Origin of the sequence: Paenibacillus silviterrae (assembly GCF_030167925.1) — a bacterium.
GTDB lineage: Bacteria > Bacillota > Bacilli > Paenibacillales > NBRC-103111 > Paenibacillus_G > Paenibacillus_G silviterrae.
This window is the reverse complement of the sequence record NZ_JASKUT010000001.1, coordinates 2,051,480-2,067,344: the sequence shown is the minus strand read 5'-3', so window position 1 is coordinate 2,067,344 and position 15,865 is coordinate 2,051,480. Positions and strand designations below refer to the sequence as shown.

Sequence of the window (15,865 nt, the reverse complement as noted above, 5' to 3'; positions counted from 1 at the left end):
CTTTTTTGCTTATTATGGTATAATATGTTAAATACTAGCGTTTCGTTCAAGGAGACACTATGAATCCAAATATCGAGCAGGTACAAGAAATTCATTCAAAGCGAATTGGAGGCTGGCTGCTCCTTTATTTGATCATGATAATGGTGAGTACCGCTTTTTACCTGTGGGGATTGCTGTATGAAATCACTGGTGTTAAAGACTTATCAAATGGTTATCAGGAAGAGAATGCTTTTGTAATTATTAATTAAGATTAACCGGGATGGCAAGTGTTGTCCTTAGCAATCATCTCTTCCCGAAGACGTACTTTGTATCTTTATTTTTTGTAATCGTAAGTATAGCTTGGATATTGTACTTTTGGAAATCATCCAGGGTGAAAGAGACCTTTATTTCCTGATGACGAACGCAGGCGGACATCCCGTCCCAGCCAATGATATAGCCAAGTGTACTCTTGCAAAGCTGCAAAAGCACACAAATTAACCCCCCGAGAAGAGGTTCTGAACGAGATTTGTGAGAATAGGCATCTTTCGTAGCAGAAATTGGCCGAAAACGAACCAAAAGGTTTTGGAATGTTGTATAAACGCAGAATTCATATATTTTAAACTGGAAATCGTTGAAAATGTTGCATTTTTGCAGAAATGCGCCGTTCAGTAGCTCAAGTATGGATTTATATGGCGAAAAGGAGGGAGGTTAGTCCATGAGTAACGATTATTTATTTACCCGTATTGGCTATGTTTATATGCCAACTTCGGATATAGAGAAATCCATTGAATGGTATACGTATCACTTGGATTTTAGACTGATGCAGAAGTTTGCGGACCGCGGTTCACTTTTGGCCGTGCTGCACCATCCTCACACGCATTCCATTGCCTTATTGCTTATCGAGACGGAAGACAGCCGTCGTTTGGAAATCCTTCGTAACGGAAAGCCGTTCCCTATCATGGCTTTGAATTGCCCGGATATTGAATATACACATAGCGAGCTAAGAAGGAAAGGTGTCATTGTTGAGGAGCTTCAGACGCTCGGGGCGGGGGAAGCGAAGTATTTTTATTTTAGAGACAACCAAGGAAATCTATTAGAAGCAGCTTGGTCCATATGGGATCCAAAGGATACGATCAAAGAAGATTTCTAGATTCTCTAGAAAAGCCCCTCCACAGGGGCAATTAGAACGGAGGTAACATGTATGGTGCCGGAAAGAGTAAGTCTGATAACCCTAGGAGCGCAAAACCTCCCGGAGCTAAGAAAATTTTACCAAAGGTTAGGCTGGAGTGAGACGGAAATCAGCACCGACAGTTATTGCGTGTTTAGAACTGCCGGCGTGTTGCTTTCCTTGTTTCCGATGGAAGAGCTTCTAAAGGATGCGGGCTTGGAGTCTGAACCGTCCGTAACAGGCTTTAAGGGGATTACCTTGGCAATCAATGTGGATGAGCCTCATCAGGTAGACGCTGTAACCGAAGAAGTAAAAGCTGCCGGGGGCAAAGTAATACGAGAAGCAAGCGATGCATTCTGGGGAGGAAGAACCTCGTATTTCTTAGATCCCGAAGGGAACGCTTGGGAGGTTGCGTGGAACCCGACAGCAGTGTTCGATGCCCGCGGAGCGATGATACATTTTTAGCAATTAAGGTCTCGGATCTAAAGAAAAGGGGGCATTACGTTGGCCGTTACCATAAAAGATGCACAAACCATCGATATGGAATTAGTCCACAGGATCATGCGGCAAGCCTTTGAAGAATATGCAGGAAAGCTTACACCGGAATCCGGTGCTTTGAAGGAAACGGTAGACGATATCATCGCAAAGACTTCGAATCGGGGCGGCGCTATACTTGCATATCAAGATCCTGATGCAGTCGGTTCCGCCCAATTTTATTATCAGGACACCTACATGTACATAGGCAGGGTTTCCGTTATTCCAGAGTGCAGGGGAATGGGAATCGGCGGAAAGATGTTAAAGTATTTGGAGAACAAAGCGATCGAACGGCACTATGCGGAAACAAGGGTAGAGGTTCGATTGTCGATCCCCGAGAACGTGAAGTACTATCTTGATCGGGGCTATTCGATCATTCAAGAGCAGGAATACTCGGAAAAGACGGATCGCTGGTACGTCATGAGAAAGAGGTTGATGAAGCATGACCATACGTTATAGTACGGACGATCGATGTACGGTTGAAGAAACGGCAAATATATTCATGTCCTCTGGGATTCGGCGCCCATGCCATGATATCGACCGGATTCGTAGAATGCTGGAACATGCCGATGAGATCGTAACCGCAAGGGATGGCGAGAAGCTGGTTGGACTTTTGAGGGCAATCACGGATTATTCGTATTGTTGTTATATATCCGATTTGGCGGTTAATCGGAGCTATCACGGTCAAGGAATCGGTACGGAGCTTGTCGGACAGCTGAAGTTAAAGCTGGGAAACGAAGAAATTCAGTATGTTTTGACATCAGCTCCGAAGTCGTCCGGTTTTTATGAGAGGATCGGATTCGCCAAAGCGGAAAATGCGTTTGTCATCAAGAGACAGATCAATTAATCAGTAGGAGGAATTTCCAATGGGGGAAAGGACAACCGTTTATATGGTTCGGCATGCGGAGTCTCCGTTTGTCTTTGGCCAGGAACGAACGCGGGGACTGTCTGAGGAAGGCCTGCTGGCTGCAAAACTAGTAGCTGACAAGCTTAGCGGTGTAAGCATAAACCATGTTGCTTCCAGCAATTATACTAGAGCGGTCCAGACAGTGCAGTACGTGGCAGACAGCAGGAATCTCCCGATCGAGCAGTTTGAGGAGTTAAGGGAGAGGGCGATCAAAGGTTTAGACTACAAAGCCCCGTGGGAGGAGCTGGAGGCTGCCATCGAGCGTTCCTTTACGGATATCGATTATGCACTGGCGGGTGGGGAAACCACACGGCAGGCACAGATGAGATCGATTCCCATTGTCCAAAAGCTCTTGTCTGAGCACCGCGGCGGCAATATTGTGATCGGGACGCACGGTAACATTATGACGGCCATCATGAACTTTTATGATAACGCCTACGGCGGCGCATTTTGGAAACGCACCTCGAAGCCGGACATATATCGACTCGCGTTCGAAGAAAATCAATTGGCGGAAGTAGAAAGAATTTGGAAGTAGCAGTCAATGTAAGATACCGCTGTAGGCAATTATTCCTCATCGTCATCGTCAGTGACCGAATGAAGCATTTCCTCCGTCTCCTCATCAAGTCCGTGCTGAGGCATATTGTTCATATGATCCAAAGTGCGCTGCTTCAGCCTTGCAGCCAATCCCTTCCAATATTCCGTACTTGCGCGTGGAATTCGATTAGCTACCCACGTCTCGGTTGTCTGCTGACGCGCGGAGGGACTAAGCTCTTCGTCCCACGCCATGACATTTACCTCTTGCCTGGCACCTTCACCTTGGGAGGTTACGGCGTATTGAATTTTTTGGGACGGGGCGGTCCAGGTTTGCACGATGTCATCCTTGCTGTCCTTTCCTGTGGCTGCTGTGAATTGCATTCCTGCATAAACAGAGGATGGAAGCTCGGAGACAATCTTCTGCAGCAGCTTGTCGCGTGATACTGATGTTTTTCTACCTGCGGTTAGTTGCTGTTCTTTGCGATGGGCGGCATTGAGCCAGTGCCTCGCTTGTTCTTGAGAACCTTCGGATCCGCTGGGGCGCACAAGCTGCGTGGCGATGATCGGTGTTTCGGGCTGCTTGGAACCCTTCTTCTTTCCGGCGAAGTCCTTCGTTGTTGAAACAGTCTCTGATGCCGGCTCTTCGTTGTCGTTCTCATCGTGCTCCGGGAAGCTTCCGGTTGCCAGCAGTCGGGTAAGCGACTGATTCCCCACTAAACCTTGCAGCTCCATGAGATGTGCAGAGGCACCGGAAGCCATGGAACCTAAAGAGCCGGTCAAAGCAGCCGCACGGCGCTTGCCGCCTTTTGATTTCGATTCCTTCTCTTCGGTCTTCCGTTCCATCCTCTCACCTCCTGACAAGTAGTACTTCCAGCATACCACAAATTGAAAAAATTAGAATATACAGAAAATTATTGTTTCCAAAACTGCCGTTATTCGATAAAATTAGCTAAACGAGGACTTTATGTCTATATATTTTTCGCCTAAACCTGACAATGGCTTGATGGAACGGGTAACGGGGGATACTTCAGGCTGAACGGTAAGAGAAACTATGAAAAGGGGAGAAATGATGAGAGAGCAAGCGCGTAGGGAACCCTCATCAGCTAGCGTGAGGAAAAGCAGCGCGGCAAAACCCGTTGTAACTCCGAAGGAAACACAGCCCGGAGCCTCAATAAGCAGGCCGATCCAACGCAAGGGAAAAATGCCTGAAAATGTGCAAGCACAAATGGAGTCTGCGCTCGGCAGCGATTTTTCCGACGTGAATATCCATGTTGGCTCGAAGGCCCCGGAGGTCGGGGCATTGGCCTATGCCCAAGGGAACGACATTCATTTTGCACCCGGCCAGTATAATCCGGATTCTGCCGCAGGACAGCAGCTGCTGGGACACGAGCTGACCCATGTAGTTCAGCAGCGACAAGGGCGCGTGAAGCCGACTATGGATATCGGTGGCATGCCCGTCAATGACGACCCTTCCCTAGAGAAGGAAGCGGATCGTATGGGGGCAAAGGCAGCTCAAACGAAGCTGGATCCTGGCCGTTATGCTGAGAGCTTTAAGGGCTGATAAGAAAAGGACGGAATCGGATGGCATCAAACGAAGCAACGCGAACTTTGACTGCGTACAAAGGCTCTTGGGATTTTTATGCGGATGCCGGGGAGCTGCTGGACTTGCGCATCCTTCTGGCCATGAGACGGATGGAGGGGATTAACGGACCGAGTGATCCGGCCCTGGAGCCCTTCAAGGGACTTGTACTGACACCGGAAGAGATGTACCGGCTGCTCAGCCCGGATTCGGGCAAGGACGCGGATCCGGAGCTCTCGCAATTAGCTAGACTCGTCGCAGAGGCTGAAGCGCGAATGGCCCAAAGAATCAGTCTGACCCGAGCGCAGGATGTTTTTATACCGCTGCTCTATTTGGCGGACGTATTCGAGCTGGATTCGTTTGAGCTTCAGGTAGTTTACATGCTCTTGGCTGCCGAGTTGGATCGTAAGTACGATAAGCTCTACGCCTACATACAAGATGACGCCAATTGCAAGTACGCAACCCCGGATTTGTGCGCTCAATTGAGCGGCGGCCCCTTTGAGCCCAAACGCTCCGTTACAGGTTATTTCGTAAGCGGCGGCAAGCTGAGGACCTGGCTGCTTCAACCGGCGGCGACCGGCTCGCTGCATTCGCTGCTGGCCCTGCCGTTAAAGCTGGATGAAAGAATTCTGGCTTTCCTGCTCGGAATTGGCTTGGAGGACAAGAAGCTTTCCGGCTTGGTGAAGCTGTACAGCTTGAGCGAGGAGCCTCCTGCTTTGGAGACGGGTCAGGAGCTGCAGAGCAAGCTGCGGCAATATGTGGAGACCGGCGAGCAGCAGAAGGTTGTCTTTTGTCTATGGGGAGCGCAAGGGGCGGGAAAGAAGCTTCAAGCGCGACATGTTGCATACGGGCTTTCTCAGACGCTGCTTGTAGTGGATATCGCTGCTCTGAACCGTCACGAACGGGCTGCAGAGGAGCTGCTGCTGCGGATAAGAAGAGAGGCTAAGCTTCATGGAGCCCTTCTGGCATGGGATCGATTCCACCTGCTGCAAGGGGATGCCGAAGCGACGACCGGAAAAAAGCAAGCCGTTCTTGACGTGATTCGGCAGGAAGCGAGTCCGTCCTTTCTTTTGTCTGCAGAACCATGGAATCCTTTGCCGTGGCAGGAAGGGATGTTGTTCCTAGAGGAAGAGATTCCCTACCCCGACACCAGTGAACGGATGCGATTGTGGCACACCTTCAGCAAGGAGCGAGGGATGGAGAATGCCGCAGACTGGGCTTCCTTGGCTGGAAAATTTCGTCTCCATCCGGGACAAATTACGGGGGCGCTGGATTACGCCCGGCAGCTGATTGACTGGGAAAGGCTGCCTGCGGCGGATGATCGACTGATCCATAAGGCGTGTTATGCCTTTATGCAGCATAACCTGAAACGAAAGGCCGTTCGTATTGAGGCGCGCTATACTTGGGATCGGGTGGTCCTGCCGCCGGAGCAGAAGGAGCAGCTCGAGCACGCGTGCGCCAGGCTGAAGTATCGTCAGCTTGTTTACGGTGAGTGGGGATTCGATCGCGCTTTAGCCTATGGAAAAGGGACAAGCCTGCTCTTTGCCGGACCTCCGGGCACAGGGAAAACGATGTCGGCCCAGGTCATTGCGAGTGAGCTCAATCTGGAGCTGTACCGTATCGACCTGTCGCAGGTCATCAGTAAATACATAGGGGAAACGGAAAAAAATCTCCATGAAATCTTTCAAGAGGCAGGGCAAAGCGGAGCGATCCTGTTCTTCGACGAGGCGGATGCCTTGTTCGGGAAGCGCTCGGAGGTGAAGGATGCTCAAGATAAATATGCCAATGTGGAGACGGCCTATCTTCTTCAGAAGATGGAAGAGTACGAGGGGATTACCATTCTGGCGACGAACCTCCTTCACAACCTCGATGAAGCCTTCATGAGACGCTTCGGATTTATCGTAAAATTCCCGTTCCCTGATATCGATCACAGAGAGCTTCTCTGGCAAAGCATCTTCCCCCCACAGGTGCCGCTGGAGCCTGATATCGATTACCGGTTTCTTGCAAGCCGTTTCGAGATGGCGGGGGGGATTATCAAGAACGTGGCCGTATCGGCGGCTTTCTTGGCAGCAGGGGCGGACAAAGAGGTTGGGATGAAGGAAATTCTGACTGCGGTAAGAAGCGAAATGCGCAAAAACGGAAAGCTGCTGCTGCCGGCAGATCTGGGTGAATATGCGGAGCTGCTGAAAGACTAACGAATCAGGAAAGGGAGATGCGCTATCGCAGATTATACAGTCATCTCGGATGTTGGCTTAACGCTGGTGAAGCTGCTTCGCGAGCAGCTGGTGCCGGAGCTGATCGCCGCGCCCGAGTCAATCGGGCTTGCTTCTCCTGCGGACAGAGGAGATTTGCAGCTCGTACTTTTTCTCTATCAAATTCATGAAAATGCGGAAAACCGCCGTACAACGATGACGGGACGGGGCACGGAAGCGCTGCAGTATCCGCCTCAGGCTCTGAACCTCTCCTTCCTGCTTACCTGCTACTCCGCTTCCGATGTAGCTTCCAGGGCATTGGACGAGCAGCGAATCATGGGGAGAGTCATGCAGCTGCTGAACGACAATTCCGTCCTTCGGGGATCCCAGCTGCACGGCTCGTTGGCGGATAAGAGCGAAGAGCTGAGGATTTCAAAGGACGACCTGTCGGCGGAAACAGTCATCGGCCTGTTCGGAGATGCTCCGTACAAGCTGTCCATCGGCTACACCGTCGGTCCTGTATTTCTGGACTCGAAGCGCACGAAGCAAACCAAGCGGGTTACAGAGGCCAGGTTCACCCTGGAGCAGCAGGAAGGAAGCGGGCTATGAACAGAAGCAAGCCGGTATCGCTTCAGGTTTCCTGCGCTGTGCTTCCCATAGACGTGGCCACAGGCCAGCCTCCTGCAAGGGTGAATCCGAAGCTGACAGTGAAAGAAGCGTATGGCAAGGTTCTGTATAAGCAGGACGGAACGCTGATTGTCATAGGACTTTCGGCAGGTCTATATTCTCTGCAGCTGGAAGCACCGCATTATTCCATTGCTGCAGTTTCGGTAGATACGCACACGCTCGATGTTCGGGAGCCCCTTGTCGTTCCTTTGATTCCTATGCCTTCCATGTCATTTGCCCCTGGTACTACCTTATTGCGTGTGGTTTTAAGAAGGAATTCAAATCTCCCTGAAGGCTGTCATCTGAGAGCTGCCATCACGGACGAAGGCTTACTGACCGGCAAACTGGCGGCGGCCTCCAAAGGAAGCCTTTCCTTCACGTACACTGCGGGGACGAAACTGACGCCGGGCTGCAGCTATTATCTCCTGGACGGTTCAGCCTCCAACCGGGAATTTGTCCGCATCGTTCGTGTGGATTCGGTGACACGAACCGCGTGGGTTCAGGAGCCGCTTTCATTTGAGCATCCGAAAGGGACACCGTTAACGGAGACTGCGGAAGGCATGACCGATCGGAGGGGGGAATGTGCGGCTGCTTTCCCTTCGCAGAGGAAGAAACAGTTTACTGCCATGGTGGAATTGGAGTGGAATGGGAATCGATCCGTCCTCTTTGAGGAGGTGATGGTGGAGGAGGGCCGGACGACTCAGCTGGAATGGTAACAAAACTCACACTTTAGGTCATTTTACTAAAAAAAGTCATGTCAAGTCTTTATTTCTTAGCAAATAAAGTCGATAATTATTTATGTTCGATCAATGGGAAGGAGGGAACTGATTTCAAGCCGAGGTTTGGGATCAGGAACAAATGGCTGAGTACTTGTCACCAGGGGTGTACGTAGAAGAGTTTGACAGCGGCGGCGTGCCGCTAGGAGGGGTCAGCACAAGCACCGCAGGCTTTATCGGTGTCGCTGCAAGAGGTCCTGTAGAAGGAGTCCCTCAATTCGTAACGAGCATGAACGATTTCACGCGTCAATTCGGCGGGTACTTGTCCGAGAACCAGTTCGGTACCTATCGCTTTTTGGCGTATGCGGTGGAGCATTTCTTCGTGAACGGAGGAGCCCGCTGCTTTATCATGCGTGTAGCTCCATCGGATGCGAAGCCTGCTTCGAACGGTGCCGAGTCCGCACTCGGTGTGTTTGCCAAAAACCCCGGTCAATGGGGCAACCGGGTACGTGTGGTGCTCGAACCGGTAAGCAAAGCCAAAACGCAAATCTATGAGGTGCTTGAGCAAACGGATAAATCCGCCAAATACCTCGTGAAAAGCGATGCAGGCTTCAAGCCTGGCGACGTTGTCGCTTTCGAAGGGGCCGGCAAGAAGCAGTACAACCGCGTCATTTCGGCGCAGGACAACATTCTGGAGCTTGAATCCGCTTTCGAAGGCGATGTGACCGACAAAAATCTTCTTCCCTCCAAAGTAGTCACTACCTGCGAATTCACGCTTCATGCGTTCTATGGTGACGAGGCGGAAACCTATGAGCGTGTCTCGTTAAACGTTTCGGCTGCCAACCATGTGGAAAAGGTGCTCGCTAAATCGAACATCATTCGCGTTGTGGATCGCAGCGCCGACAATGGCGATCTCGGCGCCGTACCTCCGTTTGAAGTCATCTCCGGCGAGAGCGAGGAAGCGAAGAAGCATGTCATCGAGCTTTCCGGCGGCAGTGACGGCAATGTGGACTCCTTAAACGCAGGCGATTTCATGGGCGCCGACAACGGCCCCGGCAAGCGTACGGGCATTCAAGCGTTCATCGACAACGATGAAGTCAGCATCATGGCGGTTCCGGGTGTAACGGATCCGAATGTACAGCTCGCGCTTGTTGCACACTGCGAAAACCTCGGCAGCCGTTTTGCGATTCTGGATATTCCCCGCGACAAGACGAAGGTATCCGACGTGCTGACGCACCGCGATATTTTCGATTCGCAATATGCTGCCATGTACAATCCTTGGCTTCAGGTATTTGATCCGCTGGATAAGCGCAATATTTTCATTCCGCCTTCAGGCTCGATGGCCGGAATTTATGCCCGCAGCGATACGACGCGCGGAGTACATAAGGCGCCGGCGAATGAAGTCATTCGCGGCTGCGTAGGTCTTGATGTGCAGTACAACAAAGGGGAGCAGGATGTGCTGAACCCTCGCGGAGTGAACCTGATCCGGCATTTCACCGGACAAGGCATTCGCGTGTGGGGCGCCAGGACGACCTCCTCGAACGGACTTTGGAAATATGTGAACGTTCGCCGTTTGTTCATTTTCCTTGAAGGCTCCATTAAGAACGGAACGAACTGGGTTGTATTCGAGCCGAATGACGAGAAGCTGTGGGCGCGGGTTCATCGTACGATCGATGCCTTCCTGACCCGTGTTTGGAAGGACGGCGCGCTGGCCGGCACAAGTCCGGGCGAAGCGTTCTACATCCGGATCGACCGCAGTACGATGACGCAGGACGACATTGATAACGGACGCCTCATTTGTGTCATCGGTGTAGCACCGGTGAAGCCGGCTGAATTCGTTATTTTCCGTCTCACGCAAAAAACCGGCTCCGAGTAATCTGAGCAGCGAATATGCCTTAGCAGGTTAGTTCATGAACTGGAAAGGGGTTTATCATGGCAGGCGAACGCAATGATCCATACAGAAAGTTTCGATATCGAATAGAAGTCGAAGGTATACAGCAGGCCGGCTTTAGCGAAGTATCCGGCTTCGACGCTTCCTTAGACGTAGTGGAATACCGTGAAGGCAACGAAGTCATTACCCCGCGTAAGCTTCCCGGTCTGGCCAAATACGGCAACATCACGCTGAAATGGGGCGTGACGGACTCGATGGATTTGTACGACTGGATTTCCGAATGCATCGAGGGAACCGTTACCCGCAAAACCGTTACCATTATCGCCATCAACGAAGAAGGCGACGATGTAGCGACATGGCAGGTTATCGAAGCCTGGCCTTGCAAGTACACGGCTCCGGATTTTGACGCTTCCGCATCGGAAGTGGCCATCGAGAATCTTGAGCTGGCGCACGAAGGCATGACACGCACCCAATAATAATAGTTTCGTAAGCGATAGCCATTTTTTGTACCATCACATGATCATTCAGTTACAAGGCTTCATGGGGGCGAAGCTTGTCCTCATGAAGCTCCTACAATAAAGGAGGCGAATCCGTTGTCTTTCAGAACAGAGTATGAATTTGAACTGCCCCGAGGATATGTGGATGAGAACGGAACGCTGCATAAGCGCGGCATTATGCGATTAGCTACGGCTGCCGATGAAATCCTGCCGATGCGCGATCAGCGCGTACAGAGCAATCCGGGCTACTTGAGCATCATTTTGCTGGCACGTGTGATCACGAAGCTGGGGGATTTGCGTGCAATCGACACCAAGGTCATTGAGCGGATGTTCACGGCGGATCTGGCCTTTTTGCAAAATTTTTACCGCCAAATCAATGAAGTGGAGAAGCTGAGCGTACGCACCGCTTGTCCGAAATGCGATCATGAGTTTGAGGTGGATATCTCTTTTTTATCCGAGACGGAAGGGGTCTAACGGTTTATCCCATGGAGAAGATCTATGAGGAGGCCGCGTTTTTGGCTTATTACTTTCACTGGCAGCACGACGATATCATGAACATGGAGCATCGGGAGCGCAGACGCTGGTGCTCGGAGGTATCGCGTATTAATCGCAGCTTGAACGATGAGCCGAGCAACCCCTTCGACGTATTCGGTAAAAAGAGGTGAGTGCATTGAATACGGACGCTTTAGGAAATGCGTTTCGTTTTAACGTGGAAATTGAAGGACTGTTGGTCGGCGGGTTCACGGAGGTCAGCGGGCTGGAGTCGGAGATCGAATATGAAGAGTATGCCGAGGGCGGAGTGAACGGCTATACACACAGACTCCCCAAGCGTACCAGCTACCCTCCAATTGTGTTGAAGCGCGGAATTACCAAGTCCAACGAGCTGTGGGACTGGTATGCCGGCAACGCCGGGGGCAGGATTACGAGAAAGCAAGGCTCTATCATCATGTGTACCGTTACGGGTGAGGAGCTTATCCGATGGAATTTCTTCGAGGCTTATCCTGTGAAGTGGAGCGGACCGGAGCTGAATTCCACGAAAAGCGAGGTCGCTGTGGAATCCATCGAGATCGTACACAACGGATTGAAAACGGTGGGATCGTAAGGCGGACCAGCGGACTAACGGGGCAAGGGGCATAGGTGATGAGAACGACGACAAACATGGAAGCCGGGCTTCAAACCATTCATCCGAGAGTCCACCAAGGCTTCGCCGATTCGATTACAATCAAATATGGCTTTGCCGCAGGCAACTATCTAGGCAGACAGTCGCTTGTCTATTGGGAGCCTAACGAGGGAACCGTGATTCAGCCGCCGCCTGTACAGAAGGTGTCACTCCAGCAGTATGTGGTGAATTTGAAGCTGCAGCTGATGGCTATGCAAAAGGAAGAACAGCTGGTGCTGGGCAATCAGCGGGCCATGCTTCAGATGCTCGAGAAAGTAACGGAGCGGCAGGCTGCGGAGAGTAAGCGAGCGGAACGCCGGGAGGAGGCTTCCAGACAAGGAGCGCAAGGTCGGAGCAAACAAGCCGGCAGCAACGCGGGCAGAGGAAGCCGAAGCGCAAAGGTAAAGGAACCCCTCAAGCAAGAGCAAGCCGTGCCGAAACGGACGAGAGCCGCAAAGCGGCCGAGCGAGGAGAAGCCGCAGGACGAACGGTCATCTTTGGAGACAAACGAAGGTACAGCAAAGCGCAGCCCGAGAAAAAGAAGCGGCACCGCACCACAGCAAAAAGCTGACGATTCGTCGGCTGCAGAGTTGATTCCAAAGAAAAGGTCCCGCTCGAAGAAGGAAGAGAGCAAGGAAAATAAACAGCTCGATGAGTTGCCTAAGGAGACGGGAAAAAAGCCGGGTAGAACCAAGAAGGCGAATGGAAAAACCGGGGACCAGGTTCATCAGGAGATCCATGCGATCGGTGGTAACGATACCGGAGACAACCACGCAAGGGCATCGGCTTGGATTTCGAAGAAACCGGAAGCGGCCCGGACCCGAGGGAGCTTGAATCCGCGCTTGACGCAGGGCAATGTAGCTCAGTTGGCGGGTAAGGCGGAAGCCGGTTATAGAGCTCAGGGACGAATGGTAAAAAGACCCGTTCAGTATGCAAAACTTATCGGAAGTCAGCTGAATCAGGACGCAGATGATGTTAGTCGTTCAATCTTAGGGCAAAACCGGCAGAGGCAGGTCCAAGTACGTAAAGCCGGCCAAGGCCCGGCTGCAATGTCCCTTATCAATCCGGTGGTGCTTCAGAGGTTTGCCGCACAAGGCATTCGGCATGTATGGATGCAGCGGAAAGGAAGCGGTGCAGAGCAAGTTCACCGCATAGTAAGACGACGAATAGAAGAAGGAGCAAATGGCGGCCGTTGGTTTCGTAACCATGAAGCTGCAGCTGTCAAGCCCGGAAGGAGCACGCAAGTAAGCTCCGTACCGGCGAAGCGAAAAGAGTCCAAGGGGAATGCGAGTGCTAATGCGGTTAGCCGCAGGCCCGAACCCGAATCCGGACTCGGCTATACTCAACCGGTCCAAACGTATGATATCAACAAGAGCAGCAGTTCACTACGTGAACGGTTCATGTGGAAACCTACTTTTTATAAGCAACTAGGCCGTAAGGCACATCCCATCGAAAATAATCAAAATCATATAGATGCCGTTACCGTACGTATACAAAGAATCAGGGAACAAGAAGGAGGCCGTCAGGCCTCAGCCCAATCGTTTTTCGGTCAATCCTCATCTCCGATGACGGATCTCCGTTTATCGGCAGCAGCCAGACTGTATCACCGGGAAACGGCAGGGAGCAGCAATGATAACTTTGCCCGATCTGAAGGGAAGGTACAGTATAGGCAGGCTTCAGCGGTAACCGGTGCTCCAAGCAATGCTCGTTCCTCGCAAGCCGCAACGATGAGCGGAGCACGAGCTCCATCAAATGGCAATCAGGAATGGCAACGTCGGTCTTGGGAAAAAAGCATTTCGTCTTCAGAGAGTTCCAGGCAGCAGGATACAGCTTACATAGACAAAGGAAGCGAGGTATTCCCTGCTGGTGTTTCCCGTACAGGGGCACGCGGAACCGTCTCGTATTATCGATTGGCAACGGATCGACTGGGCCCCTTTGGGTCAGGGCGCAGCCATACGCCGCCTGGAACGATCCTACAGTACCGGCTCGCTCCAGGTCGGATGAGTTCATTTGAATCCGGATCGCCGACTGGAAACCGACATGTATCGGCATCCATTTTCCGAAACGGTATGTTAATTGAAGCCGGCGCTGCGGCGGGTCGCAATATCGCTCTACCGGCGGATGCGAGTGCAGGAAGGAACCAATCTACATACTTTGCTTACCCTGTAAGCAGGGGAGCTTATAACATAAAACAGCTGCAGCCTACCGGAGCCGTTCATCCGTTGCAGAGAGTCCGGACGATGTTCCCCGGTAACGTCTCTTTGCTGCACCGACATGCTCCAGGGATGGACTCGAGGGAAGCCGGGCTTGCAAAAGAGAAGCTAGCTCAAGTGAAGAATGGCAGATTACCCGATCGGAATCGGAACGATGCCGTCAGGACAATGATGAAACCGGTCAGGCAGCTAAGAACGGATCAAAGCTCATCCCATGGGGAACGAGGCATCTTCACAAGCATCCTAAGAATGAGCCCGTTGCATGCAAGTACAATGCTGACAAGCCCTGCAAAGCCACTAAGCTCACAGCATGAAGGGCTGGTAGCAGCCGCAGGACGGGATTCGTCGTCTCCCGTTTCCCAAAGGATACTATTATCACATCCTGCGTTGTCGGCAACCGGTGCATTCCAAAACAGCTCATCCATAAGGAACATAGCTTCTGTAATAGGATTAACAGGGAACGCATCGGGTAGGGTAGCGCCGACAAGCACCGTAAGTGCAGCCCGGCCGAATACATACGGTTCCTCCCATGCCGCGCACGGCTATGTGACAATGTTAGGCCAAACAAGGCAGCCTTCCGTAGGGAAAGCGACTCCGGTTTCAATTGTTCAGCGCAGTAATGTAATGCGCCTCCTTGAGGGAAGTAATCTTCCCGTTAGAAATCAACGTCAAAGCCATGGGAATCGTTCGTCGAGCGTAACCGCAAGCGTCCCTAAGCGGCGTTCGAGCCAATCGGCCAGCACGGGGCATCGTACTGGACGAAGCGGTGCTTTATCGGGCACGCAGGGAAGGGAAGGTGGTTCCGCTCGTAACCAAGCGGTGGCCGGAGTCTCCATGCTGTCCGCAAACACCTCCTGGGCTCCTGCTATGTCCCAAGCGGTGGCGGCAGCACTTTCGTCAACTGAACGTACGGTCCGAAAGCCGGCTTCCACGGCAACGGCCGCAGCACCGCAAGCCAAGTTTGCCGAGCCGTCACCTAAGCTGGAGTTCGCCCGTACGGAGCAGGGTGCCATCTACGGCGAACTGGCGACGCACTCTAACAGAGCAAGAGACCTCCTTGCACTACCGGTATCGGCTCAAGACAAGGGACGAGGAGCGGCTCACCGGCACGAGCAACAGACACAGCTTCAACAGGGGCGTTATCCGGGCGCAGGGCCGTTCGGTGGCAGCTTCATTGGAGGCACTAAGTTCCGCCATGCAGCAGGAACCGCACATACTCCAATGTCCACGCTTCATACAGCATGGAATCACACAAGCGCCCACGGTCAAGGGGAACGGATTGGCACTCTGAATTCAGGTGCGGGCCGATGGATACAACGCCAGCCCGTTCCGACCATCGGAGCATTTCAACGGACGGCCGATGAGCGTTTGGGAATGACCCACTCGGATTCGCAGGTAACGAATAGCTTCGCGACACGCTTTGGGGTACCACCAGCTGCAGCTGTCCAGAGTGTTCCTGGAACTGCTGCCGACAGCAGGGCCACATCCACGAGTCCGGTGGCTTACGAACCGTTGGCGCTTCAGAACCGCGCTCCGAAAGCTGAGACCGTTGTCGTTCAGACGGCAAGCTCACCACGGGGCGGCAGTTCGGCGGTAACCCAGTTGGAGCATCACAAGAGCAAGAGATCGAATCCCGATGAGCTGGCCGCTCAAGCCGCGACCAAAGCGATCCGTCAGGTGGAAGAGAAGCTAAAAACGGTCGAAGTGGAAATTACCAAAACGGTTCAGGCGGCCCAAGCCTCTCTTCCGAACATGGGACGGTTCGTGGATAAGGTGTATAAAGAGCTGGAGAAGAAAATCAAGTTTGAGCGTCAGCGGAGAGGACTTTAA

General features: G+C 52.3%; 17 protein-coding genes. 16 read left to right on the top strand and 1 reads right to left on the bottom strand.

Going from position 1 to position 15,865, the window contains the following annotated elements:
* Positions 1-59: 59 nt before the first annotated feature.
* From QMO62_RS09195 to QMO62_RS09170, 6 genes are all read left to right on the top strand, one after another.
* Positions 60-248, top strand: coding sequence for a hypothetical protein (locus tag QMO62_RS09195; RefSeq protein WP_284640510.1), 189 nt, complete (start codon positions 60-62; stop codon positions 246-248).
* 446 nt (positions 249-694) lie between these two features.
* Positions 695-1,129, top strand: a complete 435-nt coding sequence (locus QMO62_RS09190; protein ID WP_284640509.1) for a VOC family protein — start codon at positions 695-697, stop codon at positions 1,127-1,129.
* A gap of 51 nt (positions 1,130-1,180) precedes the next feature.
* On the top strand, positions 1,181-1,612 hold the full coding sequence (locus QMO62_RS09185) for a VOC family protein (protein WP_284640508.1): 432 nt from the start codon (positions 1,181-1,183) through the stop codon (positions 1,610-1,612).
* 39 nt (positions 1,613-1,651) lie between these two features.
* A complete protein-coding gene (locus QMO62_RS09180; RefSeq protein ID WP_284640507.1) occupies positions 1,652-2,140 on the top strand; it encodes a GNAT family N-acetyltransferase in 489 nt (162 codons plus the stop codon).
* Complete coding sequence (locus tag QMO62_RS09175) at positions 2,124-2,528, top strand: GNAT family N-acetyltransferase (RefSeq protein WP_284640506.1); 405 nt, start codon at positions 2,124-2,126, stop codon at positions 2,526-2,528. The genes QMO62_RS09180 and QMO62_RS09175 overlap by 17 nt, the downstream gene beginning before the upstream one ends.
* A gap of 19 nt (positions 2,529-2,547) precedes the next feature.
* Positions 2,548-3,123 (top strand): histidine phosphatase family protein, encoded by a 576-nt coding sequence (locus QMO62_RS09170; protein ID WP_284640505.1) that lies wholly within the window; start codon positions 2,548-2,550, stop codon positions 3,121-3,123.
* Between the two features lie 29 nt (positions 3,124-3,152).
* Here QMO62_RS09170 and QMO62_RS09165 read toward each other — a convergent pair whose 3' ends face one another.
* A complete protein-coding gene (locus QMO62_RS09165) occupies positions 3,153-3,965 on the bottom strand; it encodes a hypothetical protein (RefSeq protein ID WP_284640504.1) in 813 nt (270 codons plus the stop codon).
* A gap of 265 nt (positions 3,966-4,230) precedes the next feature.
* On the opposite strand from QMO62_RS09165, the gene QMO62_RS09160 reads away from it, so the two are divergent.
* The 10 genes from QMO62_RS09160 to QMO62_RS09115 all read left to right on the top strand — a co-directional run bounded on the left by QMO62_RS09160 (position 4,231) and on the right by QMO62_RS09115 (position 15,865).
* The gene (locus tag QMO62_RS09160; RefSeq protein ID WP_284640503.1) at positions 4,231-4,683 is read left to right on the top strand and encodes an eCIS core domain-containing protein; all 453 of its coding nucleotides are present in this window, start codon (positions 4,231-4,233) and stop codon (positions 4,681-4,683) included.
* Between the two features lie 20 nt (positions 4,684-4,703).
* Entirely contained in the window at positions 4,704-6,896 is a 2,193-nt protein-coding gene (locus tag QMO62_RS09155; RefSeq protein WP_284640502.1) for an ATP-binding protein, read from the top strand.
* 3 nt (positions 6,897-6,899) lie between these two features.
* The gene (locus QMO62_RS09150; protein WP_306616033.1) at positions 6,900-7,502 is read left to right on the top strand and encodes a Pvc16 family protein; all 603 of its coding nucleotides are present in this window, start codon (positions 6,900-6,902) and stop codon (positions 7,500-7,502) included.
* Positions 7,499-8,275 (top strand): hypothetical protein, encoded by a 777-nt coding sequence (locus QMO62_RS09145; protein WP_284640501.1) that lies wholly within the window; start codon positions 7,499-7,501, stop codon positions 8,273-8,275. The genes QMO62_RS09150 and QMO62_RS09145 overlap by 4 nt, the downstream gene beginning before the upstream one ends.
* Before the next feature lie 142 nt (positions 8,276-8,417).
* A complete protein-coding gene (locus QMO62_RS09140; RefSeq protein ID WP_284640500.1) occupies positions 8,418-10,151 on the top strand; it encodes a phage tail sheath family protein in 1,734 nt (577 codons plus the stop codon).
* Between the two features lie 56 nt (positions 10,152-10,207).
* Complete coding sequence (locus tag QMO62_RS09135) at positions 10,208-10,642, top strand: phage tail protein (protein WP_284640499.1); 435 nt, start codon at positions 10,208-10,210, stop codon at positions 10,640-10,642.
* A 117-nt stretch (positions 10,643-10,759) separates the two neighbouring features.
* Positions 10,760-11,137 (top strand): phage tail assembly protein, encoded by a 378-nt coding sequence (locus tag QMO62_RS09130; protein ID WP_284640498.1) that lies wholly within the window; start codon positions 10,760-10,762, stop codon positions 11,135-11,137.
* Between the two features lie 11 nt (positions 11,138-11,148).
* Positions 11,149-11,328 carry a DUF6760 family protein gene (locus tag QMO62_RS09125; RefSeq protein WP_306611767.1) on the top strand — a complete coding sequence of 60 codons (180 nt, stop codon included), beginning with the start codon at positions 11,149-11,151 and terminating at the stop codon, positions 11,326-11,328.
* Positions 11,325-11,765, top strand: coding sequence for a phage tail protein (locus QMO62_RS09120; RefSeq protein WP_284640495.1), 441 nt, complete (start codon positions 11,325-11,327; stop codon positions 11,763-11,765). The genes QMO62_RS09125 and QMO62_RS09120 overlap by 4 nt, the downstream gene beginning before the upstream one ends.
* A gap of 38 nt (positions 11,766-11,803) precedes the next feature.
* Complete coding sequence (locus QMO62_RS09115) at positions 11,804-15,865, top strand: hypothetical protein (RefSeq protein ID WP_284640493.1); 4,062 nt, start codon at positions 11,804-11,806, stop codon at positions 15,863-15,865.